At 45.1% G+C, this 23,406-nt stretch carries 23 protein-coding genes; 10 read left to right on the forward strand and 13 right to left on the reverse strand.

Annotated features, from left to right (window positions below; translation table 11 throughout):
• Positions 1-92: 92 nt before the first annotated feature.
• Positions 93-722: a carbonic anhydrase gene (locus WH96_RS09095; protein WP_047763867.1), complete on the forward strand. Its 630-nt coding sequence runs from the start codon at positions 93-95 to the stop codon at positions 720-722.
• A gap of 89 nt (positions 723-811) precedes the next feature.
• Positions 812-1,225: a hypothetical protein gene (locus WH96_RS21310; RefSeq protein WP_053005795.1), complete on the forward strand. Its 414-nt coding sequence runs from the start codon at positions 812-814 to the stop codon at positions 1,223-1,225.
• A 99-nt stretch (positions 1,226-1,324) separates the two neighbouring features.
• On the opposite strand, the gene rfaE2 is transcribed toward WH96_RS21310, so the two are convergent.
• The gene (rfaE2, locus tag WH96_RS09105) at positions 1,325-2,821 is read right to left on the reverse strand and encodes a D-glycero-beta-D-manno-heptose 1-phosphate adenylyltransferase (protein ID WP_047763868.1); all 1,497 of its coding nucleotides are present in this window, start codon (positions 2,819-2,821) and stop codon (positions 1,325-1,327) included.
• A 221-nt stretch (positions 2,822-3,042) separates the two neighbouring features.
• On the opposite strand from rfaE2, the gene WH96_RS09110 reads away from it, so the two are divergent.
• Complete coding sequence (locus WH96_RS09110; RefSeq protein ID WP_053005796.1) at positions 3,043-4,365, forward strand: hypothetical protein; 1,323 nt, start codon at positions 3,043-3,045, stop codon at positions 4,363-4,365.
• Positions 4,366-4,397: 32 nt separating this feature from the next.
• On the opposite strand, the gene WH96_RS09115 is transcribed toward WH96_RS09110, so the two are convergent.
• Both WH96_RS09115 and WH96_RS09120 read right to left on the reverse strand, forming a co-directional pair.
• Positions 4,398-4,952 carry an ActR/PrrA/RegA family redox response regulator transcription factor gene (locus tag WH96_RS09115; protein ID WP_047763869.1) on the reverse strand — a complete coding sequence of 185 codons (555 nt, stop codon included), beginning with the start codon at positions 4,950-4,952 and terminating at the stop codon, positions 4,398-4,400.
• Positions 4,953-5,099: 147 nt separating this feature from the next.
• The gene (locus tag WH96_RS09120; RefSeq protein ID WP_204248163.1) at positions 5,100-6,473 is read right to left on the reverse strand and encodes an ActS/PrrB/RegB family redox-sensitive histidine kinase; all 1,374 of its coding nucleotides are present in this window, start codon (positions 6,471-6,473) and stop codon (positions 5,100-5,102) included.
• 162 nt (positions 6,474-6,635) lie between these two features.
• On the opposite strand from WH96_RS09120, the gene WH96_RS09125 reads away from it, so the two are divergent.
• A complete protein-coding gene (locus WH96_RS09125) occupies positions 6,636-7,439 on the forward strand; it encodes an ABC transporter ATP-binding protein (protein WP_047763870.1) in 804 nt (267 codons plus the stop codon).
• A 1-nt stretch (position 7,440) separates the two neighbouring features.
• Positions 7,441-8,289, forward strand: a complete 849-nt coding sequence (locus WH96_RS09130; protein WP_047763871.1) for an ABC transporter permease — start codon at positions 7,441-7,443, stop codon at positions 8,287-8,289.
• Positions 8,290-8,338: 49 nt separating this feature from the next.
• On the opposite strand, the gene cobT is transcribed toward WH96_RS09130, so the two are convergent.
• On the reverse strand, positions 8,339-9,367 hold the full coding sequence (cobT, locus tag WH96_RS09135; protein WP_047763872.1) for a nicotinate-nucleotide--dimethylbenzimidazole phosphoribosyltransferase: 1,029 nt from the start codon (positions 9,365-9,367) through the stop codon (positions 8,339-8,341).
• A gap of 222 nt (positions 9,368-9,589) precedes the next feature.
• On the opposite strand from cobT, the gene cobS reads away from it, so the two are divergent.
• Positions 9,590-10,450, forward strand: a complete 861-nt coding sequence (gene cobS / locus WH96_RS09140; RefSeq protein WP_047763873.1) for an adenosylcobinamide-GDP ribazoletransferase — start codon at positions 9,590-9,592, stop codon at positions 10,448-10,450.
• Positions 10,451-10,459: 9 nt separating this feature from the next.
• Positions 10,460-11,155, forward strand: a complete 696-nt coding sequence (locus tag WH96_RS09145) for a histidine phosphatase family protein (protein WP_053005798.1) — start codon at positions 10,460-10,462, stop codon at positions 11,153-11,155.
• Here the strand turns inward: WH96_RS09145 and WH96_RS09150 are convergent.
• Positions 11,152-12,693 carry an inorganic phosphate transporter gene (locus WH96_RS09150; protein WP_082130407.1) on the reverse strand — a complete coding sequence of 514 codons (1,542 nt, stop codon included), beginning with the start codon at positions 12,691-12,693 and terminating at the stop codon, positions 11,152-11,154. The genes WH96_RS09145 and WH96_RS09150 overlap by 4 nt on opposite strands.
• A gap of 198 nt (positions 12,694-12,891) precedes the next feature.
• Positions 12,892-13,779, reverse strand: coding sequence for a LysR family transcriptional regulator (locus tag WH96_RS09155; RefSeq protein ID WP_047763875.1), 888 nt, complete (start codon positions 13,777-13,779; stop codon positions 12,892-12,894).
• A 91-nt stretch (positions 13,780-13,870) separates the two neighbouring features.
• On the opposite strand from WH96_RS09155, the gene WH96_RS09160 reads away from it, so the two are divergent.
• Positions 13,871-14,758, forward strand: a complete 888-nt coding sequence (locus WH96_RS09160; RefSeq protein ID WP_047763876.1) for a DMT family transporter — start codon at positions 13,871-13,873, stop codon at positions 14,756-14,758.
• A 148-nt stretch (positions 14,759-14,906) separates the two neighbouring features.
• Here the strand turns inward: WH96_RS09160 and WH96_RS09165 are convergent, their stop codons facing one another.
• Together WH96_RS09165 and WH96_RS09170 are read right to left on the reverse strand one after the other, a co-directional pair.
• The gene (locus WH96_RS09165; RefSeq protein ID WP_053005799.1) at positions 14,907-15,707 is read right to left on the reverse strand and encodes a carbon-nitrogen hydrolase family protein; all 801 of its coding nucleotides are present in this window, start codon (positions 15,705-15,707) and stop codon (positions 14,907-14,909) included.
• Between the two features lie 7 nt (positions 15,708-15,714).
• Positions 15,715-16,875, reverse strand: a complete 1,161-nt coding sequence (locus tag WH96_RS09170; RefSeq protein WP_047763877.1) for a M24 family metallopeptidase — start codon at positions 16,873-16,875, stop codon at positions 15,715-15,717.
• Between the two features lie 256 nt (positions 16,876-17,131).
• On the opposite strand from WH96_RS09170, the gene WH96_RS09175 reads away from it, so the two are divergent.
• The gene (locus WH96_RS09175; RefSeq protein ID WP_047763878.1) at positions 17,132-17,815 is read left to right on the forward strand and encodes a GntR family transcriptional regulator; all 684 of its coding nucleotides are present in this window, start codon (positions 17,132-17,134) and stop codon (positions 17,813-17,815) included.
• A gap of 26 nt (positions 17,816-17,841) precedes the next feature.
• Here the strand turns inward: WH96_RS09175 and WH96_RS09180 are convergent, their stop codons facing one another.
• On the reverse strand, positions 17,842-19,443 hold the full coding sequence (locus WH96_RS09180; protein ID WP_047763879.1) for a GMC family oxidoreductase: 1,602 nt from the start codon (positions 19,441-19,443) through the stop codon (positions 17,842-17,844).
• 260 nt (positions 19,444-19,703) lie between these two features.
• Between WH96_RS09180 and WH96_RS09185 the strand changes: the two genes are divergently transcribed.
• A complete protein-coding gene (locus WH96_RS09185; RefSeq protein WP_053005800.1) occupies positions 19,704-20,405 on the forward strand; it encodes a lipid-binding SYLF domain-containing protein in 702 nt (233 codons plus the stop codon).
• 92 nt (positions 20,406-20,497) lie between these two features.
• Here the strand turns inward: WH96_RS09185 and WH96_RS09190 are convergent, their stop codons facing one another.
• The 4 genes from WH96_RS09190 to WH96_RS09205 form a co-directional block, all read right to left on the reverse strand.
• Positions 20,498-21,439 carry a cobalamin biosynthesis protein gene (locus WH96_RS09190; protein ID WP_047763880.1) on the reverse strand — a complete coding sequence of 314 codons (942 nt, stop codon included), beginning with the start codon at positions 21,437-21,439 and terminating at the stop codon, positions 20,498-20,500.
• A 20-nt stretch (positions 21,440-21,459) separates the two neighbouring features.
• Positions 21,460-21,957, reverse strand: coding sequence for a DUF2244 domain-containing protein (locus WH96_RS09195; protein WP_047763881.1), 498 nt, complete (start codon positions 21,955-21,957; stop codon positions 21,460-21,462).
• A 115-nt stretch (positions 21,958-22,072) separates the two neighbouring features.
• A complete protein-coding gene (locus WH96_RS09200; RefSeq protein WP_047763882.1) occupies positions 22,073-22,552 on the reverse strand; it encodes a hypothetical protein in 480 nt (159 codons plus the stop codon).
• A gap of 11 nt (positions 22,553-22,563) precedes the next feature.
• Positions 22,564-23,259: an EI24 domain-containing protein gene (locus tag WH96_RS09205; protein WP_047763883.1), complete on the reverse strand. Its 696-nt coding sequence runs from the start codon at positions 23,257-23,259 to the stop codon at positions 22,564-22,566.
• Between the last annotated feature and the right edge of the window lie 147 nt (positions 23,260-23,406).

Below are 23,406 nucleotides of genomic sequence, written 5' to 3' on the forward strand. Positions count from 1 at the left end.
CGTAAAGCAACTGCGAAAATATTTACAAAATATCGATAACCGGATACTCAATCCCTGTCTGGGAATACAACAACGACTATATAGGATGCCAAATGAGCGAAATCAATTCACTGATCAAAGGCTACCACGCTTATCACACGATAGATTACCGCAGAGATGAAGCACTATTACAATCTCTCGCCAAAAAAGGGCAATCACCAAAAGCGATGGTCATCAGTTGCTGTGATTCCCGTGTTGAACCGTCTTCGATACTGGGCACGCTGCCTGGTGATCTATTTATGGTCCGTAATGTCGCCAACCTTGTCCCCCCTTGTGCAGCAGATGATCGTCATCACGGTACATCAGCCGCGCTTGAGTATGCAATTACACAACTTCACATCCCCCATATCATTATTATGGGGCACGCGATGTGCGGCGGTATCAAAGCTCTTGTCGATGGTATCCTTGACGACTCCAATGACAGCTCGTTTATCGCCAACTGGATAAAAATTGCGAAAGACGCAAAAGAAGAAGCCGGTTGCTGTGATAAAGAGGGCGAAGAGTTACAGCGTGCTGTTGAGCAGGCATCTATCCTTAACTCACTGGAAAATTTAATGACTTTCCCTTTCATTCAAGAAAGAGTTGCAGACGGAAGAGTCCAGTTACATGGGTGGTATTTTGACTTTTCTACTGGTGAATTGTTTAGCTATGACAAAGAAAAAGGCGCCTTTATCAACCTCTAGAAGTTAACTGATTCAAATCGTTAACGTTTAATCAAATGAATCGAGTCACACTACCCTTAATAAAATAAATTATAGGGGGTAGTGCGCGTATGCGCATTACAGGGGACATGGCATTGGTTGAATTAGACGAGAGAACGCAAAATACAAACATTGAAGCAGATGTGGATAAACAATCCGGTTTTTCAGAAGACCCATTTATCAAACATTACTTCTGCCGCATTGATCCCGATATTGCCGCAAGCTTTACTCATGACCAAAAACACGCCATCAAACAAATGTTTGGGGCACGTGGCTATGCGAAACATCCTGTCGAAGTCAGAAAATCCATCCCCTTTGGTAGACACAGATTCTATTTGATCTTTTTACTTGGACGCGAAAGACGTGCTTACGAACGCTTGAAATCCGAAGGACAGGCTTCTGGGTATGTGGCTTATGCTCTTGCAAGCGCTTTCTGGTTAGCACCAGCTATCATGATCGCTGCACTCATCCATTTTTTTGGATAAAATAATTTCTGTGTAAACTATCAATTTACAGTCGACCTCAACGACGCAAAAGGCCTCTCTAAAGAGTATTTTCTTGAAACAAAGAACAAAGAAAATACTCTATTCCTTACCTTTATCAATTCTTGCAATGGTATTCGTTGTGGAGAATCCGTCTTTCAAATCAGCGAGAATGACTTGCCCGCCATTCTTGATTACGACGTCACCCCCAACAACTTGATCGAGCGTGTAGTCAGCCCCTTTGACCAAGACATCAGGCAAAATAGCTTCAATCAATTTTAAGGGCGTATCCTCGTCAAACAAAACAACCTGATCGACAATTTCCAAAGCAGCCAAAACCGTCGCCCGTGCATTCTCATCCTGAATGGGGCGACTTTCTCCTTTGTAACGCTTCACAGAAGCGTCTGTGTTCAATCCAACAATCAAACGATCACATGCTGATCTGGATTGTTGCAATGATGCAATATGACCGGGATGAAGAAGGTCGAAACTACCGTTGGTAAATCCGACTTTATAGCCAGCCTTACGCCATTGATCGACACGGTGAAGGACAGCATCTAACTCAGCAACTTTCGTTTGGCTGAAGTGCCCATTTCGAGCTAAAAGAGCTTGCCTGATTTCACTACCATAGGCAACAGCCGTACCAGTCTTGCCAACAACAATACCAGCTGCAATATTTGCGAGCCATGATGCTTCAAGAAGGTTCAATCCGGCAGCAAGTGCCGCGCCCAATACAGCAACAACCGTATCACCTGCGCCTGAAACATCAAAAACTTCCCGCGCTTCAGCCTCAAGATGTTCCACAGCACCGTCCGACGTTACCAGCGTCATCCCCTCTTCACTGCGCGTAGCCAGAACTCCTTTAATTCCACATGTATCAATAAGACGCCTACAGGCAGCAACGACCGCGGCATCTCCATCAACAGACATACCCGTTGCTTCATGCAGCTCTTTACGATTTGGCGTAACGATACTTACGCCTTTATAGATACTATAGTCCCGACCTTTTGGATCTGCGATTATTTGGCATCCGGCTTCCAGGGCTCCAGCAATAACTTTACCCAACGTTTCCTGATTCAAAACCCCTTTATCGTAATCAGACAGAATCAGAACAGGTACAGCATCAAGGTTCTCTTGAACGCGCTTTACAATTTCGGAACAAGTTTCCCGAGCCAGGGCGCGATCCATTTCTCTATCAGCTCGCAAGAGCTGTTGGTTGCTCGCTACAAAACGTTCCTTGATGGTTGTTTGACGCTTAGCTTCAATGACAAGGTTCAACGGCTCTTGGCCAATTTCCTTTCGAACAAGATCACTGACCTCTTGGCCAATAACATCATCCCCAATGACCGCAACAAAATTTGTGGACGCGCCAATTGCCGCCAAGTTACGAAGAACATTTCCCGATCCTCCCAACATAGAGACCTGACGATTGATTTTCAGGACAGGAATTGGCCCTTCGGGGGAGATTCGATCGACACTGCCATAGATAAAACGATCAAGCATAAGATCGCCAACGGTTCGTACTCGCGCACCAGCCAAATCATCAACACGAGCAACTAAATCTAATAAATTAATAGAAGGGCGAGTTTCCAAAGTCATCCGAATGCAAACCAATATCCATAAAATTTCTTGTCTATCTTTTGCTATCAATTCAGACAGCGGGCAAGTTTTTTAAAGGAAAGTCTTTTGATAGAGCTATATTTTGATTGAAAAAGTTACAGATTTAGGTCATTCCGGTAAGGTTAACGAACTTTGAAGACTCTCAAGGTTAATAATGTTACACACGATGGTGAAATCTGGATGTAATGTAGCCTACCCTTATGGATAACTCGACTTCAACAAAGCAACCCGAAGGCCAATTCAGTCAAGAAAAGGTCTTTTTGGATTATGTGAAGCGGATCGGCAAACAAACCGATAACCGTCGTGCGGTACATATTCACTTATCGCATTTACGCCCATACCATCAACGGGATCATCATTTACGTATCGCTCAAAATGCCTGTGAAGATCTAATTGCAAAATTTTCGGGCACTCTTTTCAGACTACACAACAATGACCTTGTTGTTGTCACAACAAACGCAACCGTTGCTCAGATTGATGAAACCATCCTGAGGCTTCGTTATCTTTTCAGTGATGACCCTATGCTTGCTGGTGATTATGATATACAAGCGGATCAGTTCTGTAGTTGGTTTGATCTAGAACACGAATATGCTGATTTAATTGCCCTTGCGGTCAAGATGAATGAAGATCTTGAAACACAAATCCGCAAAGAAAAAGCAGAGGCACTTGCCGCAATACATGGCAAACCAGCCGCTAAGCCCAAAATTCCGCTCATGCCTTCACACTTAGATGCGGTTTCCAAGGCAATTAATCAGGCTGATCTATCCAGCCTCATGAAACGACAATCGATATTTTTGGTTAACAAAGATCAAAAACCTGAAGCTCTATTCAAAGAACTCTTCTTTTCGATTGATCAGCTTCAACAAACACTACTGCCAACCCATGATTTACTTGCCAATCGTTGGCTCTTTCAGGATTTAACCCGATATCTCGACAAGCGTATGCTGGTCATCCTTCGCCAAAACGACGATTCAACGCTGACAAGATCCTATAGCCTGAACCTGAATGTTGCGACAGCACTGTCTGATGAATTTTTGAAACTGGACCATACCTTAGGGGAATCCGTTCGCCGTTCTATTGTGATAGAATTCCAACTTTTGGACGTTTTTGCTGATATCGGCAGCTTTACCTTTGCCCGCGACTTCTTAAGAGAACGCGGTTACAAAATTTGTCTCGACGGTATTACCCATCTGTCTTTGCCAATGATTGATCGCCGCACTATGGGCTTTGATCTCATTAAGCTGCAATGGAACCAGGACTTAACCAAGTTTTTGAAAACACCACGTGGTGATGATATAAGAAACACAATTAAAAAAGTTGACCCTAACAGGATGATTCTTTGCCATTGTGGCGCCGAAGAAGCTATCGCAACGTCGCATGAGCTTGGGATTAAGCTCATGCAAGGCTTCTTTATTGATAAGTTTGTAAAAAACTGGGCCGCATCTAAAAAAGAGCAATCCAAAAGTCTGGCCGATGCAATGGGGCGCCATAGGGCTGAAGCTGACCAAGAGGCAAAAACCTAGAGTAACCTGTCAAGAAAAGCACCTTTTAGGCCTCAAGCGTGCGGAGCATACTTTGCCAAAATACGCTGCAGTGTCCGGCGGTGCATCCTCAAACGACGTGCTGTTTCAGAAACATTACGATCACATTGTTCGTATACACGCTGAATATGCTCCCAACGCACACGATCTGCGGTCATAGGAAGCTCAGGCGGCGGAGGCATATCACCGTCGGTGCTAGATTGTAACAAGGTCGCAGCAACCTGATCGGGATCAGCAGGTTTCGGCAAATAATCCAAAGCACCAACTTTAACCGCAGCAACAGCTGTCGCAATGTTTCCATAACCTGTGAGAACAACAACACGGGCATCTTCGGATGTTTCGTGGATCGCTTTGACCACATCCAGACCAGATCCATCCTGCAGCCTCAAATCAACAACTGCATATTCCTGAGCTTCTGAATGCGCCAAACGGATGCCGTCTGCAACTGAGTTGGCAATAACAGGCTCAAATCCGCGACGATCCATGGCCCGAGACAAGCGTTCTGCAAAACGCTCATCATCATCAACAATCAGCAGCTTCTTTTTTTCCGCGTCCTGTGATTCTGACATTACTTGTTACCCCTAGACAATTCTATTCTTTGTTATTTCATCATATTCTATGCTTCCTGACACAGACGGTCAAAGATGCATTAAGCTCAGCTGTCTTGCAAAAAATTCATACACTTAAAATTAGCTAAAACTCAAATTCTATGCCATTCACACTGGCTGAGTTGCAACTTCGAGACGATGCCTGGGCCAAACAATATTAACAACGGCACCACCTACTTCATGGTTAGAGTATGTTACTTTCCCCCCCGTGTGAGAAAGAAGGGTTGTTGCGATGAAAACTCCCAACCCCATATGGTCCCCATCCTCTTCCTTACGGCGGTCCAAGTTTTTTTGAACCACAGCTTTTTGTGCATGCTCTCGATTGGAGAGCAAGGGATCGCCTAAACGGCCGAGAACCTGTGGATCAAAGCCAGGACCATCGTCATGTATAGTAAGAGTAATTGTTCTTTTATCCCAGACCAGTGATATATCGACTTTTTCTTTCGCAAACTGAATTGCATTTTGAGCGAAAAGCCCCAGCGAGTGTAAAATTTCTGGGCTTCGTTCGACCATGGGATGCTCAATGCTTGTACCCTCTCCGGAATCATCGCGCGATTTGGCCTCAATAACCGTCTGAATATCCAACTTTTCATAAGGAGCCACAGCAGCTTCAACAAGGCTTTGAATCGGCATAAAGTTATAGGGGTCCCCTCCATCTTCTTCCGGCCAAGCAGCAAGATTTTGCAAAATTTCCCGACACCTGATGATTTCACTAATAAGAAGTTCGACATCCGGCAGATAAATATCATCTGGCGGCAACTCCTCTTTCATTTCTTTTGCAACAACAAGCATTGTTCCCAAAGGGCTGCCTAGTTCATGAGCAGCGGCGGCGGCCAATCCCCCTAATGCTGATAACTTTTGCTCTCGGGCCAAGGCCATTTGCGACGCCACCAGCGCCATTCCCATTGATCGGGCCTCTTCTGTTAATGAAGAAACATAAACTGCCAAAAAAATTGCCGTAAAAACTAACGCGGCCCACAAACCGTAGAGATAAAGCGAATGAAGGAAAAAACTACCTTCAGGCCAAGGAAGCGGCAAATAGAAGAAAACATCGGCTGTCACCGCGACAATTGCCAAGATACTTAAGCAAATTGTACTGCGTCTGGTGAGAATGGAAGCCGAAACAGTTACCGGGCCAAGGATCAGGATAGAAAAAGGATTTGTCAGACCACCTGTTAAGGACAACAGCACCGAGATTTGAATCAAATCAAACGCTAATGCCATGGTTGCTTCTTTGTTACGCAGCCAAGACGACGCCGGTCGCGTCGCTACCTGTGCAATGTTTAAGACACCCGATGTCAAAACCACTAAAAATGCAGCAACCAGCGGCAGCTCCAACCCAAGGCCAAAATGAGCAATCAACAGCGCTGCTGTTTGTCCACAGATTGCCATCCACCTGATGAAAACCAGCGTTCTTAAACGGACACGTCCCTGGTCAGGATGTAATCCTACTTCAGGTTCCAGTCGGAATGTACTACTCACTGGTTTGCTTCCATCTTCTAGGCTCTATCCATCTACGGCTTTGTACTCTCAGGGGGTAAATCTTTATAATTTATAAGATTTTTGTGGCATCACAATTTAATAGATATCATTCTATAGCAAAACAGAACAAGATCACTTTTCCAACCATATTATATTAAGCCCATGACTCAGCACGCTATTCATGTCGAGAACCTCAGCAAAAGTTATGATGATGTTCTTGCCGTAAAATCAATTTCTTTTGCCGTGAAACCGGGCGAAACCGTCGCCTTGTTGGGCGGCAACGGCGCGGGTAAAACTACCACCATATCCATGCTTCTTGGTATTCTTTTACCAACATCAGGGACGATTCAGGTACTAGGTGAAGACATGGTCAAAGACCGTTTCAAAGTCATGCACCGTCTGAATTTTTCCTCACCCTACGTAGATCTACCCAGACGCTTGACTGTCAAACAAAATCTTATGTTTTTCAGTAAACTCTATGGCATTATCAACGCCAAAGAACGCTTGATGCTTTTGGCAGAAGAACTCAACCTTCTCGACTTATTAAACCGCCCAACCGGCAGCCTGTCCGCAGGACAAAAAACCCGTGTTTCTGTCGCCAAAGCCCTGATTAACGAACCTGAAATTCTTTTGCTGGACGAGCCAACGGCCTCACTCGATCCAGATACCGCTGACTGGGTTAGAAATTATATAAAAGAATATCAAAAACGAAACAGCGCAGCGATCTTACTCGCATCCCATAACATGACCGAGGTAGAGAGAATTTGTGACAACGTCCTAATGATGAAATACGGCAAGATTGTCGATCAGGGCGCACCAGATGATCTATTACATCGTTATAGCCGAACAAATCTGGAAGAAGTTTTTCTTGATATTGCCCGAAATCGGAAGGACTCTGCGAGTAAAGATGGCAATGATATATCGAGAAAACCACCTCATGATGATTTAGAGTATGGGGATATTTGAGATGTCAAATTCATCAAACCAAACCACAGCCACTATTCCCCAAATCAGGCGTAACCGTTCTGCATTGATCCGCATACAATCTGTTATGATGCGCCATCTATACCTGATGCGTGCTTCCTGGCCCCGTATTTTTGAACTTATGTATTGGCCATCAATTCAGATTGTGCTTTGGGGTTTCATTACACAGTTCCTGTTAACAAACAGCAGCTATATCGCCCAAGCCGCGGGCGTTTTGGTATCAGCTGTCCTTCTGTGGGATATTCTCTTTCGTGCACAACTTGGTTTCAGCCTCTCTTTTCTGGAAGAGCTCTGGTCCCGTAACATTGGCAATTTGGCTGTTAGCCCTTTGCGTCCTTATGAGTTTCTATTTGCTCTGATGGTCATGAGTATGATCAGAACGCTCATAGGTATTCTGCCGGCCACTTTCCTTGCAATCCTGTTTTATGAAGTATCCCTCTATGATCTAGGGCTACCACTGATATTATTTTTCAGTAACCTGATGATGATGGGATGGACCATTGGTCTTTTGGTCTGCGCTCTTATTCTTAGAGTTGGATTGGGGGCTGAATCCATGGCCTGGTTGACCATCTTTTTGATTGCGCCAATTTCAGCAGTCTACTACCCCGTAGACATCTTGCCGGAATGGCTGCAAGCACTTGCCTGGGGATTGCCAACTGCACCAGTATTTGAAGGTATGCGCGCCATTCTTTTTGATCAGGGCTTTCAACTTGACCTTTTTATCCATTCGTTACTCTTAAATATACTCTACTTCTCTATCGCAATCGGTGTGTTTTTATGGGCTTACCACGTCGCAAGGAAACGCGGCCTCTTATTACAAATGGGGGAATAGCAATGCTACTCCCCCAATAAACCTCTTCGTATTTCTCATAAAATTGGAATTAAGCCGGGCCACTAACCCCGGCTTCAGCAAAGGTCGCCATACCATTGTGACAAGCACATGCCGCCTTTAGAATCTGTATTGCAAGCACAGCCCCGGAACCTTCCCCCAGACGCATATTGAAATCCAACAAAGGTTCTTTACCAATATTAGTCATGAGAGCTTGATGACCAGGCTCTACGGACTGATGTCCGACAACGCAGTGATCGAGAAGCCTGTCATCAATCGCATGAAGAACAGCGGCAGCTGCAGTACAGGTATAGCCATCTAGAACGACAGGTGTTCGGGCGAGGCGTGCCGCAATAACAGTACCAACAATAGCCGCGAGTTCAAAACCGCCAACACAGCGTAAAATCTGAAGGGGATCATCAGTAAAAGTTGGTTGGTGTAATTCAACAGCCTGATTGATCAGCTTGGTCTTCAGGGCAAGTGTTTCATCATCCACCCCCGTACCACGCCCAACCCAATCACTAGCATCCCCGCCGTAAAGCGCCATACAAATCGCCGCGGCTGATGTGGTATTGCCAATACCCATCTCACCAACGGCCAAAACATCGATGCCTTCTTCCACTGCCATCATTCCATAGGCAATCGCACGGACAAAATCTTCTTCTTCCATCGCAGGCTGTTCACTGAAATCAGCCGTTGGCTCATCCAGAGCCAATTCATACACACGCAAGTCTGAATCAGCCAATCCGCAAAGCTGGTTCACTGCTGCACCACCATGGATGAAGTTGGCGACCATTTGCTTGGTAACTTCAGTCGGGTAAGCCGAAACGCCCTTCGCCGCAATACCATGGTTTCCGGCAAAAACAGCCGTAAATGGGCGATCCACCTGTGGCTTTTTCTTCCCCTGCCATGCAGCAAGCCAGATGGCCAATTCCTCTAGCCGACCCAATGCACCCAAGGGTTTCGTGAGCTGTGTCTGCCTTTCTTCTGCGGCTTTTGCAGCTTCTCGGCTTGGCCCCGGTAATTCCTTTAGCAGAACATGAATTTCATCCAGCGTCGAAATAGATGCCGCATCTGACATAGTTTGTTATCTCCCTTGCCCCTGATTTAACACAGGATTGCGATGTCTTCAGGTTATCAAATAGCTTTACAGAACCGCTTTGGGGCGGCATTTGTTTCTTTGTGCGTTGATAACCCGATTTAATCGGTTTTAAAGCTCTGGCCCAAGCCATAACATAGCAGCAGGCCGTTGTCTTTACCTCTGAACCACTCTCTTTGTCGCATATACACCGGATAAGGCAACATGACAGCTCAACAGAACGATAAATCACATCAATGGCTGAACATGATAAAGCAGTTTGAACAAGATATACGTATCGCCCTTGCTTTTATGACACGCATACCTGTGCCTTATCCAATGGATAAAGAAGGTAACCCAACAAGTCGCAGCCTTGCAGAAGCGTCTTGGTCTTTTCCACTTATCGGCATTTTGGTCGGTTTCATCAGTGCCACAGTACTGGTCTTGAGCTTCTATCTCTCATTGCCGCTCTATGTCTGTGCCCTTCTTGCAATTGTCGCCAGCATTCTTGTCACAGGCGCTCTGCACGAAGACGGCCTCGCCGATGTCGCTGATGGCTTTGGTGGCAGTCACGACCCGGAACGCAAGCTCGAGATCATGAAGGATAGTCGCGTTGGGAGTTATGGTGTCCTTGCTCTCGGCATCTCTGTTCTGGTCAGAACGCTCTTGTTGGGTAGCCTGCTATCTTTAGCACAACTAAGCCCCATAAGTGCCGCCCCCTATCAATGGGCAATCCTAATCCAGATATTCTCTATTTATATTTCCGCACATATGATTGGCAGAGGTTTGGCACCCTTGATGATGAGCCATCTTCCCTTGGCCAAGAAAAGCGGAATGGCCGCGACCGCCGCAAAACCCAAATTACGTAGCAGCTACGGCAGCCTACTGTTGACTGTGTTGTTACTTTTTATTTTTCTTCCCCCACTATCCGTCTTGATTGTTCTGGTTTCCAATGTCCTAATGATTTTGTTTTTATCATGGCTAACAATGCGGCAGGTTGGTGGGTATACGGGTGATGTTCTCGGCACAGCAGTACAACTGTGTGAAATCGTTACCTATCTCGTCCTGTTAAGCTATATCGCCTAGGAGGCACAAGTGACTCAAACCAGATGGTGGTGGATCAGGCACGCGCCTGTAACGGAAAACAACGGCACCATATATGGCAACCTGGATTTGAATTGCGATTGCCATGACAAAGAGAGTTTTCAGGCTCTCGCCGGCATTCTACCCAATGACGCCGTCTGGGTGACGACCCCCTTGAAACGTACCCATCAAACCGCCAACGCTATTCGCGCTGAAATGCTGACAGACGACTTTCCTGCTTATGATGCCATCGATGATTTTCAGGAACAGTCCTTTGGGGACTGGCATGGCATGACGCATCAGGAACTCGGCGAAATTCGAGGCGATGCATGGCATCGTTTTTGGCATGCGCCTGCATCAGAAGCCCCGCCAGGTGGCGAAAGTTTCGAAGATCTTATATCCCGAACAGCAAAATCAATTGATGTCCTTAATCAAAAGTACCGTGGTAAAGATATTATTGCGGTAACCCACGGCGGCACAATTCGGGCAGCGGTCGCCCATGCGCTGGATCTGAAATCGGAAAAAGCGCTTGGCCTGTCCATTGGTAATCTGTCCTTGACCAAGCTCAATTACTATCCAACCGAAGAAGGTGGCAACTCTAACCATTCTTCATGGGGGATAGACTGTATAAATACGGAACCATTAAGCTTCAAAAGCAAAAAAGCCCCGGAACCGGAGCTTTTTTCGCAATCAAGACAGGTTAATTAAAGCACAAACGTTATCACAAAGAAAATTGAAGCGGACAATAACGCAGCGGCAGGAACAGTAATCACCCAAGCAGCGATAATGGTCGTAAAGTGTGACCGACGAACCAGTTTTCGGCGACCAATTTCTTCACGATCAGAAACCACACCTTCGTGTTTACTTTCGGGGTGACGTTCATGTTGTCGTACGTATTGGCGACGACGCTTGCTTTTCTTCGTATAATATTCCCGAAAGAAACCAACACCAAACACCGCACCAACAGCAATATGGGTTGAGCTAACAGGTAATCCCAAGGCTGATGCCATGATCACAGTAATGGCCGCAGAAAGCGCCACACAGTAAGCCCGCATCGGGTTCATCTTGGTAATCTGTTCCCCAACCATACGAATGAGTTTGGGGCCATAGAGGAAAAGGCCAAGACTGATACCAATTGCCCCAATAATCATCACCCAGATCGGAATAGAAACCTTCGCGGCGATGTCACCAGATTCAACAGCGTGTAAAACAGCTGCCAAGGGACCAACCGCATTGGCAACATCGTTTGCACCGTGTGCAAATGACAACAAAGCTGCAGAGAAAATCAGGGGAAGATGAAACAGTTCCCTTAAAGACTGGTTTCTATTTTCCATTCCTTCGGACTGTTTACGAATAACAGGCTTTAGAAGTGCATAAGAAGCAACAAAGATACCTGCACCGATCATCGCAACAGTTGCATAATCCGGCTTCCAGATCTTCTTCAAACCCTTCATCATCAAATAACAAGAGAAAGCCGTGGCCATGATCGCGAGCAACATCGGCACCCAACGACGCGCAGCCGCGATTTTATCATCGCGATAAATAATATTACTTTTGATAAAGGCAAGAAAAAGCGCCGCAATAATACCACCCAACAAAGGTGAAATCACCCAACTGGCCGCAATTTTGCTCATGGTAAACCAGTTTACAGCACCAAAACCAACGGCTGCGATACCTGAGCCCATAACGCCCCCAACAACAGAGTGTGTTGTTGAAACCGGCGCTCCGATATATGTTGCTAGATTAACCCAAAGAGCAGATGACAAAAGTGCCGCCATCATTGCCCAGATAAAAGTCTGGCTATCAGGAACAAGTGATGGATCGATGATGCCCTTGGATATTGTTGAAACAACATCACCCCCCGCCAACAGCGCCCCCGCACTTTCAAAAACCGCCGCAATAATCAGCGCCCCGGTCATGGTCAAAGCCCGAGAACCAACAGCTGGACCTACATTGTTTGCCACATCATTGGCACCAATGTTCAGGGCCATATAGCCGCCAAGAGTTGCCGCTACAACAATATAAACCGCGTTTGGCTGTGCCCCAATCAGGATGCTGGCAAAGCCGCCAGCAACCGCCAGAAAGAGTATAGCAAGCCCCGGTGCAAAAAGATGTTGCGATATCGAGCGCGTGGCCTCTTCCATCGTAACGATTTTGCTTAAGTCTTTATCCAATGATGGTTTTGCTAATTTCATATCGTCAGAGGACGATGAATTCGTATTTCCTGACGGATCAGAAGATGTCATTTTTCAAACTTTCATACACCAAGATCGGGGTAATTTCCGATTTGTGATAGTTTCGTTGCAGTTAAATGACAAATTATCGTTTCGTGACTCTAATATGACAATTTAATGACAAGCTATATTTAACAATAAAAACAAATTGTTCTGAGGAAAATACACTACAGAACATAGAATATAAGTGGTCACTTCCCTTGGGAATTATTAACACTGGCTCACAATAGCCATCTCTTCAAAGAGCCAATTTTTGAACTTTTCGACCATACCGTCCTTACGCGCCCCCTCTTGCAAACAGTATCGTCCCAGTTCAACGGCTTCAAACCCCGGCAATTTGACCAGTGTTTTATTTTCAACCTCTGATTTGATCATAAAATCTGATGACAGGACCATTCCCAACCCAGCAACTGCGGCACGTAGTGCAGCATCGTCAATATCAAACTGATCAGCAAAATCGATCGTCGTTTGATCAATACCTACCTCGGTGCACCATGCCCCCCAGTCCCAATTATTTTCGGTACATTTCAAAGCCGGCAAATGGATAATGTCTTTGCTTTGCCTGTATCCGGATTGCGCCAATAAATCAGGTGAAAGAACCGGGCAACAATAATCTGTCAGCAGAGTGTCTTCTTTATCTTGATAATCTCCTTTTTGGCGATAGGTAATAGCGATATCCGAAAAGGGATCTAGTGAAACATCTGCAAAACCACTCGTTTCGAGTCTGATTTTGGCAGCAGGGTAACGTTGTTTAAACCTCTCGAGGGACGGAATAAGCCAGCGAACGGCAAAGGTGACGGAGACACGGACAACCACTTCATTACTATCGCGAAAGAGTTTTTCGGTTGCCTGATTCAAAATTACCAAGCCCGGAGAAACATCAGCCAGAAAGCTCAATCCTGTATCCGTTAATCTGATTGAATTATTTTTACGTACAAACAGGCTGACCCCTAAGTGTGTCTCTAGGTTTTTGATCTGATGACTCACGGCGCTTGCGGTAACACAAAACTCATCCGCAGCAAGTGAAATGCTGCCGTGTTTAGCGACTAAAGCAAAAACCCGGATTGCATTTAAAGATACTCTATCAAGCATCTGCATTAGATAATCTCACGCAAAATGAATTCTTCTCATTTGATTTTGCATCAGATTCAACTTCATTTACAGGAGAAAAATTAATTCAGGAAGTACCATGGAAGCGATAAGAAAATCAGATAATGGCCAGGCTGTACTTTGGGTTCTTGGTGGCACTGCGCTCTTTTCAATTGTTTTTGCATCCGGAAAATTTGCCGAAGGCGTTGCCTCCCCCTTACAGGTCATGCTCCTCCGTTACATCAGCGGTTTTATCCTTCTCTCAGTTCTGGCCTTTCGTCTTAGGGGCAAGCATATCACCTATCGAAGTAAAAAGGCCAAGACCCACTTTCTTAGGGCGATACTGGGGTGTTATGGCGGTGTTGCCATTGTTTATGCTTCAGCCAACATGCCAATACTCGATGCGACTGCAATCAGCTTATTATACGTCATTTTCATCATCGCGCTTGGAATCATATTTCTACAAGAACGTATCAGTAAATTACACTGGGGTGCGATCATCATTTCCAGCATTGGTGCATGCGTGGTTATGTTTTCCCGAGGTGCTTTTCAAAACTTCAATCTCTCATATCTTTGGCCCGCCGCAATTGCCATGGCCGGGGCCTTACTCATTGCTGCCGAGGCGATTTTGATCAGAACACTCAGTCAGGCCGAAAGCGCCATGACCGTTTTATTATACGTAAACTTTTTTGGTATTTGCCTTGTTGTACTACCAGCGTCATCCACATGGATCTCAACTGAAGTTATCGACAACCTGCCTTTCCTGCTTCTCGGTCCTGTCGCCATATCGGCCCAATACTGCATTATCCGAGGGTACCGGATTGCAAAGGTCTCAGTTCTTGGCCCCATCGACTACACTTGGCTTGGTTTTGCTGGCATAATCGGATTTATCTTCTTTGATGAAATTCCTACCTCCGGCGTCATTCTGGGGACTGCCCTGATCGCCATAGGTGGCATTGCCCTTACGTTTCTGAAAACAGAAGAATAATCTTTCCGATAAACACCTTCTTGAAAACAGGCATTTTCTTTAAAAGCGTCAGACGACAGAATTTAGTTTTTATACCTCCAGCCATAATTCGCTCAAAGAGACCTAGAAGCAGAAGGCATACCCGTACGCTTTGGTGTTCCACCAGAAATTACACTGATTGATTTAGCTTAAACGTCAGCCTTTTTAAATCCTCTAGATAAGGTAATCGCTTTTGAGCTGATTTAACGGCATTTAAATTTAACTCAGCTCGTAAAAATTCTGGTTCAATACCAGCCCGAGCAATATCTTGACCATCAGGAGCAATAATACAACTGCCACCCAAAAATTCTAAACCATTCTCATGGCCACATTGATTGGCATAACAAACATAAATTCCATTTTCAAAAGCACGGGTTGGTATAACTTTATGCGCAACAACATTCCACTGTTTCCCAAGTGCAGTTGGTATGAGTACCAAGTCGACCCCCATTTTTGCTATGTACCGAAAACTTTCTGGGAACTCAGCATCATAACAAATAAGCATTCCAATCTTAAAACCATTTACAGAGAAGGCTTCACAATGCCCTCCTCTTTGAAAGTAATCCCTCTCAAACCCTGGCGGCAGTACCAACTTACGGTGCTGACCTAAACGCTGCCCGTCACTTCCGAAGCATTGTGCAGAATTATATATTTGTCCTTCATGACTTTCAGAAAACCCATAATGAATAGCAATATTATGCGCCTTACATAAATCCGCTATATTTCTGGCAAAAAGGCCATCCCTTGCCTCCGACCATTTATGAACGTTGTCCCCTACGTTATATCCTGTCAAAAATAATTCAGGTAATAACAAAAGGTCAGCATCTTCAAATCGCGAATCAGCCAGGCTTTCTTTTAGCCAGCCAAAACGCTCACCCGGGCCATCTAACATCGCTGGATTTTGAGCGACGATAACAGTCAGTTCGTTCATACTCTACTCAACCTTTGCTCAAAAGAATCTCGCGAGGATAGTTCGTAATATACTCGTACCCCGTCTCGGTGACGACGATAGAATCCCCAATTCGACCGGCCGTCGTGCCATCAATTGAAATTCCACCATCTACCGCGAAAGTCATCCCAGGTTTTAAAACAGTTTTATCTCCTTCTTTTAATTCCGGTGCTTCCAAATAAGACATCCCGATAGAACGACCAGTACGATACCCCGTTTCATACCCTCGCTTTTGATAAATCTCATTAGCTGCAGCGGCAACGTCTTCAGCAAAAATTCCAGGACGAATTGTACCAATCGCAGCTTGCTGCGCTTCTATCGCCGCTTCTTGAACATCACGCGCCTTATCAGTAACATCACCGATGTGAAACATCCGATCAAAACCCAGTTTATATTGTTTGAATTGCGCCATATTACAAAAGCAGAAATACACGGGATCAAATTTTTGATAGGCTTTTACACTCGCACGGCGGTGCACCATAGAAGAATCTGCTCCGCTTTGGAGGATCTGCAAATTATGGATCATCGGGGAAACGAAGCTTTCCCAACCTGCATCAGTTAAAAATGACGCCGCTTTACGAGATCCTGCATCGATAACTGCCAGTGCTGACTCAAACTCCTGTTTTCCCACGGATAATGAATTATGTGCGGCAGCCATCATCGCACCAGCAATGGCCCCAGCTTGCTTCATTATTACAATTTCAAACGGGGTTTTAATCATGCGCATTTCACCAAGAATAGGTGAAATATCCTTTAAGATTGTTCCTCGATAAGCTTCATCCAGAAAATTGCGCACAATAGCCGGGATATGATTTCGTTCTATCCAGAGCTCGGATGGCGTTTCATCTACAACAGCATCTTTGAGAACACGGGACCAACTCCGTTGCCCAATATCTTCCCATACTCGAATATCCGCAACCCAAGTCATCGCTTCAACCATCTCAGATTCCATCAACGGAGTAATAACAATTGGCCCATTATCGGCATCGACAACAAGCATCGTTGGGCGGCCAAATTCAATGCCCAGATACCCCCAAAACCCCGCCAGATACGCAATCGAACTTTCATCGGTAAAGATGACTTTTTGAATGCCATTGTCCTTCATTTTAAGCTGAAGTTGTTCTGTTCTTGCCTTGCATTCCTGAAGCATTTTTAATGTCCCTTAATCAATAAACGATCTTAACGTTAATCAAATACTTCTTAAGCTGTATACAGCTATACTGATTTAAGCAATATATTAATGAAAATGAGGTCATATTTCGTACAGGTGTATAATGCTATTGCATTCAATGCTTTGAACTCATCACACAAACAAGTCATTCTCAGATAAATATCTGAGCAAATCAGGAAAAGTGGTATACACACTATTCAACAGGATCATGACAGGCTGAAAGATATCATTCCCAATGAACGCCAACTCACTTACCATTGAAGACGCACCCCATACAGTTCAATCAATTCATGATACAATATTAGAGCGGATCTGCCTTTTGGATTTCCACCCCGGTCAACAATTGAAAGAGGCTGATCTTGCAACCGAATTTGGTGTAAGCAGAACACCAGTTCGGGATGCATTAAGCAGAATCACCCACCTCAATTTAATAGAAACACGAAACGGTGTTGGAACTGTTGTAAAAGAATTACCGGATCAAAAAATTGCCGATGTATACACCACCCGATTAGAATTAGCGCCATTAATTGGTACACTATCGACAACAAAGATCACTCAGGTTCACTTAGATAAAATTCAAGATCTGATCCTTCGTGCTAAAAATCTTGACGACGAGAAAAGCTCACGAAGTTACGTGTTAATAAACCATGAGCTTCATCAATTACTCTGCGATTTAATTTCAAATTCCGTTTTACGTTCGTTTTGGCGGCAAACTTATTATCAGGCCGCCAGTGTTTGGTATCGTATTGCTGATATCGCTGGAGAAGCTTCAATTCTATCTTTGGTTAATGAGCTAACAGAGCTACAGACTGCACTAAAAAACCAAGACCTTATTGCGGTGGGCCATATTCAACGAATTTATATTGGATATGGCTATGCCCGAATTCAACAATATCTTTTTGACAGCAAAACTAAATAGAACGTTACCCAAACCATAGATAAATTCTAGCCTACACCAAGAATCAAATCGCTCGCCTTTTCGGCGATCATAATTGTTGGCGCATTGGTATTGCCTGAGGTTATCGTCGGCATGATTGAAGCATCGGCAACTCTTAATCTCGAAATCCCATGCACGCGCAATTGTTCATCCACCACAGCCATCGAATCAGATCCCATTTTACAGGTGCCAACAGGGTGGAAGATTGTTGTGCTGATATCTCCAACAGCTTTGAGGATATCTTCATCGGTAACAACATCAGAACCAGGTAAATACTCCCTCGGAGAATGATCAGACAATGCCGGGCTAACACAAATTTTGCGCGTCAGTTTAATCGCATCAATAGCAACCTGCCGATCCCCTTCAGTCGAGAGGTAATTCGGGGCAATTTTTGGCATTTCCTCACCGTTAGGATCACTCAGATGCACATACCCACGGGATTCAGGTCTCAAGTTACAGACCGAAGCCGTAAAGCCGGGAAACTTGTGTAGTGGGTCCCCAAGTTTATCCGTCGAAAGCGGTTGCACATGATATTCCAGATCAGGTGTTTCCAGCCCCGGATTGCTCTTTGCAAAGCAGCCCAACTGACTTGGTGCCATAGACAAAGGTCCTTTGCGAAAAAGAGCATAGTCCACCGCCATACCTGCTTTGGCGAAAAGGCTGTGGGACATTTCATTAAGCGTCTTCGTACCTGAGACCTGAAAAACGGTACGGATTTGCAAATGATCCTGCAGGTTTTCGCCGACACCAGTGAGTTCATGCTGCACCTCAACCCCATGGCGCCCCAAAAGCTCGCCCCCTCCAATACCAGAGCTTTGCAGCAATACAGGTGACGCCACGGCACCAGCAGATAGAATAAGCTCTTTCCTGGCCTTTACCTCGGAACGCACCCCTTGATAATCAAGCACCAATCCTCTCGCAGTTTTATTTTCCAGTATTATTTTTCGCGCCTGAGCCTGTGTCAGAACCGTCAGGTTTTTGCGATCTTTAACCGGATGAAGGAACGCGCGGGCAGCACTGAACCGTATACCCTTCTTTTGCGTTACTTCGAAATAGCCAACGCCTTCATTGTTTCCTTTATTAAAATCCGTTGTTTTTGGAATACCGACTTCTGCAGCAGCGTCTTGGAAACGGTCAAGGATGGGCCAGGAAAGGCGTTGTTCTTCAACCCTGAGTTCACCCGCTTCACTGTGAAACTCTGAATCTCCTTTATGGTAATTCTCTCCCCGCTTGAAAAGGGGAAGAACATCATCCCACGCCCAACCGGTATTTCCCATCTGCCGCCATTGATCGTAATCCCGGGCCTGACCACGCATATAGATCATACCGTTAATTGAAGAACAGCCCCCCAGGACTTTACCGCGAGGATAGCTTAAAGATCGGCCATTTAAACCCTTTTCTTTAACGGTAGAGAAACACCAATCGGTTCGGGGGTTATTAATCGTATAGAGATAACCAACGGGGATATGGATCCAGTGATAATTATCTTTTCCACCGGCTTCCAACAAAAGAACAGAGTTGTTTGGATCTTTGGATAGTCGGTTCGCCAGTACACAACCGGCCGTCCCCGCCCCGACAATCACATAATCATAAGTTCCTAAACTCTGCATAACCAGCCTCTCAAAGCCCAAACCTTGGAAACCAGGCTTGGTCTATTTTTGGGATTAAAGGAAATTACTGATTTGCGTCACAACCGATAGAAAATCAGTCTGTTTTATAGGTATTGAAGTAAAGTCCTTTGTATAGATGACAATAAATTATGCTAATTGACACAAATTGTCTCTGCCTTTTCCTGTATTTTCCTGCGATACTGTTTTGCAGAATTAACCATATCTGCCCTTAACAGCCGCTTGCGAGCGAGGAGAACGACATGATCAAAAGCCTCAGACAGGCTTTCACTTCTGCCATTTCACCCAAATTGATATTCCTGACCACCCTTTTCGCTGTATGTTTTTCCTTTCAGGTAAAGGCCGCAAGCGATGCTGAAGAGCTTGTTGCTGAATCCCGCTATACGCTGGAGAAAATGCTCAACAATCCTGACTATGCCAAACTGAAAGAATTCGCCCACCAATCCCAAGGCATCATCATCATTCCACAACTGGTCAAAGGCGGTTTCATTATTGGCGGTGAAGGTGGGTCAGGTGTCCTTCTTGTCAGAGGGACCGACGGTACATGGAGCAATCCATCCTTTTATACACTGGCCGCGGGGAGCATCGGTTTGCAAATCGGTGGAGAGGTTTCCGAAGTTGTCTTCACGCTTATGAACCAAGGTGCAGTTGATGCTATTTTGGATAATGAGATCAAATTTGGCGGCGATCTCTCGCTTGCTGTTGGACCCTTCGGGGCAGGGGTAGAAGCGTCAACAACAGCTAATCTTGATGTTGATGTCTATGCCTTTTCCAGCTCGGTCGGTCTTTTTGGTGGCGGTGCTTTTGAAGGAGCTAAACTTTTCACCCGGGAAAGCTATAACAGCAGTTATTACGGCGCAGGCGCAACTCCCCGGAAAATTACCATCGAACGCGCCTTTTCAAATCCGCATTCTGACAAACTAAGGGCTGCTCTCCCTCAGTAACTTTAGAATAGTTCTTACTCTTGTAAGATATCCCACAATAGAACCTGCCTAGACTGATTAACCTAATGGATAATCTGGGCAGGTTTCTTTATTTAAAAAGCAAAACGAGCCAGAATAGCGCTTGCGATAAGCCCAATAGCTATAATACCCGCAATCAACACAATCATGTTGCCCCGCTCCAATTCCTGTCGCCAGTTAGTCTCACTGGGACGAGACAAGTCCAGTTGCAAAGCACCACCAAGCGCAGCATCAGCCATATGCTTGCCTCTCCAGCACCTTAAAAATGCTTGCGAGAAGGATGTTTTCGGAATGAAGAGTGTAGAGAAAATAAACATCAGTGCCGCCAACGCATCCGGAACAACAACAAAAATTCGCTCGAGTATAAAATACATCTGACTGAAATGTTTTTCCTGAGGTGCCTGCAAATATCGCTGTTTATAAAATTGTGCACCTTGAAAAACTGCCTGCTGAGTCAAAAGCCCGGGAAGGCCCAGTAAGGCATACCAGAAAGCTGGCGTAATAAAGCCTTCTACAAAACCACGCGCCATTCCCCCGACACAAGCTGCCGCCAACTGACTTTCTGATAATTTTTCAAGATCTCTGGGGCGGAACAAGGATGAAACCAACGGATATAGCTCGCCCCGTACAGTGATATAACTTTTTAATGCCAAGGCTTTACGTATCTTTCGCATTCGAACCTGTTGGCTTCTGTAATCGAGACAAAACGCAATCACGAAAACCTCAATAAGCCAGAGAAAAGGCGCGTTTAAGCTGATCAAGGAAATGCCAAAACCAGCGATAACAGCTAAAGAGATCAACAGGATGCAACTCAGTCCGCCTGTAACCGCAGTTATTATAAGCGAAGATGAAGACTCATTTAGAAGACGGTCAAATCGTACGATTATTCCCGCCAACAAACGCCGAGGTTTGGGCGACCACTTTTCAAGGAAGAACACACCCCCGTACAAAGCCTCAATACCCAAAGCAAAAAGCAAAAGAAACAGCGGTTCTGCGGAACCATAGACACCCGGCACGAATAATTCCTCTTGGCGCGTTATAATTGATTTTGTTTGATACGATTGAGCACGGAAACAAGCTTATCTGCAAGCTCCTTTCGTTCAATAGGTGCTAAAAACCGACCAAGAGAAACCGAGCGACCGTGTGAGCTAACAATCAGGGAATTTTCCTCGTCCTGTTCTTCGAAAGACACCTGTAACCAATAGGGTTGAAAAGAAAAAGATCTTTTCTGGCCCCAAGGATTAACTGTCGTCACAAGCATCTCATCCGCAGTCATTTGTACCAATTCATATTGTCCACCAGATCGGTAACTGAAGCGAAAGGCAAAATAGACAAGAGCAACATCAAGTCCCAGAAAACCCAGAACTGGCCACGCACCAGCTAACAAGAAACCAAGACTGCTTATAAAGATGATACAAAGGATAAAGCCCATTAAAATCTTAAAGCCTTTTTTACTCAGGCTTCTGTTAGGGCGTAACACAGCATTAAAAAGAAGATTTTCAGTACTAGGAACTGAACCTTCCAAACTCAACATGAAACCTCATCCCGGACACAACCAAGCAATAATTATAGAGTTTACTGGTTTTGCCAAACATATCCCATCAAAATGTCCGACAAGAATATGTTACCGAGGAAATGAGTACCGTTTACTACTGCTTCGACAAAAGTAGCCTGCGTAGACATGTACGGTTATCCATTGGTCGAACTTGATCATCCCGCGCCTCAACATAAGATGTCACCGCATCATAAAGAACAAGATCTAAAACACAGTCTTTCGCATTATATTGCCAGATCTCGGCAGGGCTCTCTTTTCTTATGAACGACGGTGTGCCCAGTAAATCTTTCAAGGCGTCAGTATTGATCCCCAATAGTTGCTTGGGGTCATCGTTCACGTCAGGTTCTACAGGTGCAGCATCATAGGTCAATGCAGCCAACTCTTGAGTTTGCTCTTCATCACCTGCCTCGGCCTTGACGTTTGATGCTGAAGGAATTGCTTTTTCACTATCCGCTTTTTGCGAAACCTGTGGTTCCGAACCGACAATCACCACTTTCCGCTTCGCCGCATTACCGCAAGCGCTAAGTGTTATAGCCAACACAATCAGAGTCAGAAATCTTTTATAATTGATCATTCGTCTTCTTACTACATAGCGTCCCGACGAATTCGTTCAAAACGGTGAAGCATAAAAGCAGTTGCCCAGATTGGCATCGCAATATTCAGAATTGGGACTGTCAGCAAAAATGCAAGAAAGAAACCTGCTATAATGACGCGGCCACTGAACTGCTTACGAAGCAACTTTGCCTCTCCTAAAACCAAGCGCCGTTGTGCAACCATTTCAAAATATTCACGACCAAGCAAATAGCCGTTGATTAGATAGAAGGCAAAAAGATTTACGAGCGGAATGAAATACAATGGTAAAGCGATAATATTTACCAGCAACGTCACACCGACAAACTGTATTGATCCTAAAATCGTTTCGCCCACAGGTGGTTGGCGCCCTTCTCCAAGTTCAGGATAAAATTTCGCTTCGACGGCTTTTGCAATATCTTCCAGAAAAAAAGGAATGATAATCAACATCACTGAGGGAAAGAGCATAATACTCAAAAAGGCAACACCTATCCAGGAAATAGCTTCCGCTACTGTGACTAATACACTGGTTATCCAACCATCAGATTCAGCCCACCCCGCGATCATTCCGTCCAAAAAGCTGACACCGTATCCAGCCAAACCCCAAAGAAGTGCAAAAATCACCAGCGAAATAGCGGTAGAGATAAAAAACACTTTTCTAAAAGCCGGATCGCCTGTTTGACCAAATGCTTTTGAAAGATCGCTAAACATAAGTTTAAATTCCGTCGCTTAACTCAATGGAAGAAAGTCATAAGCAAGGCTTTGCTATAACCGGACAAAGCCTCACTCCTTGAAATAGATCTAATTCTTTAAGGGGGAAACGCGCCTTTTTCAAGGCGAGAAAGAATTTAGTCTGGT

It is taken from the genome of Kiloniella spongiae (assembly GCF_001026905.1).
Taxonomy (GTDB): Bacteria; Pseudomonadota; Alphaproteobacteria; order Kiloniellales; family Kiloniellaceae; genus Kiloniella; species Kiloniella spongiae.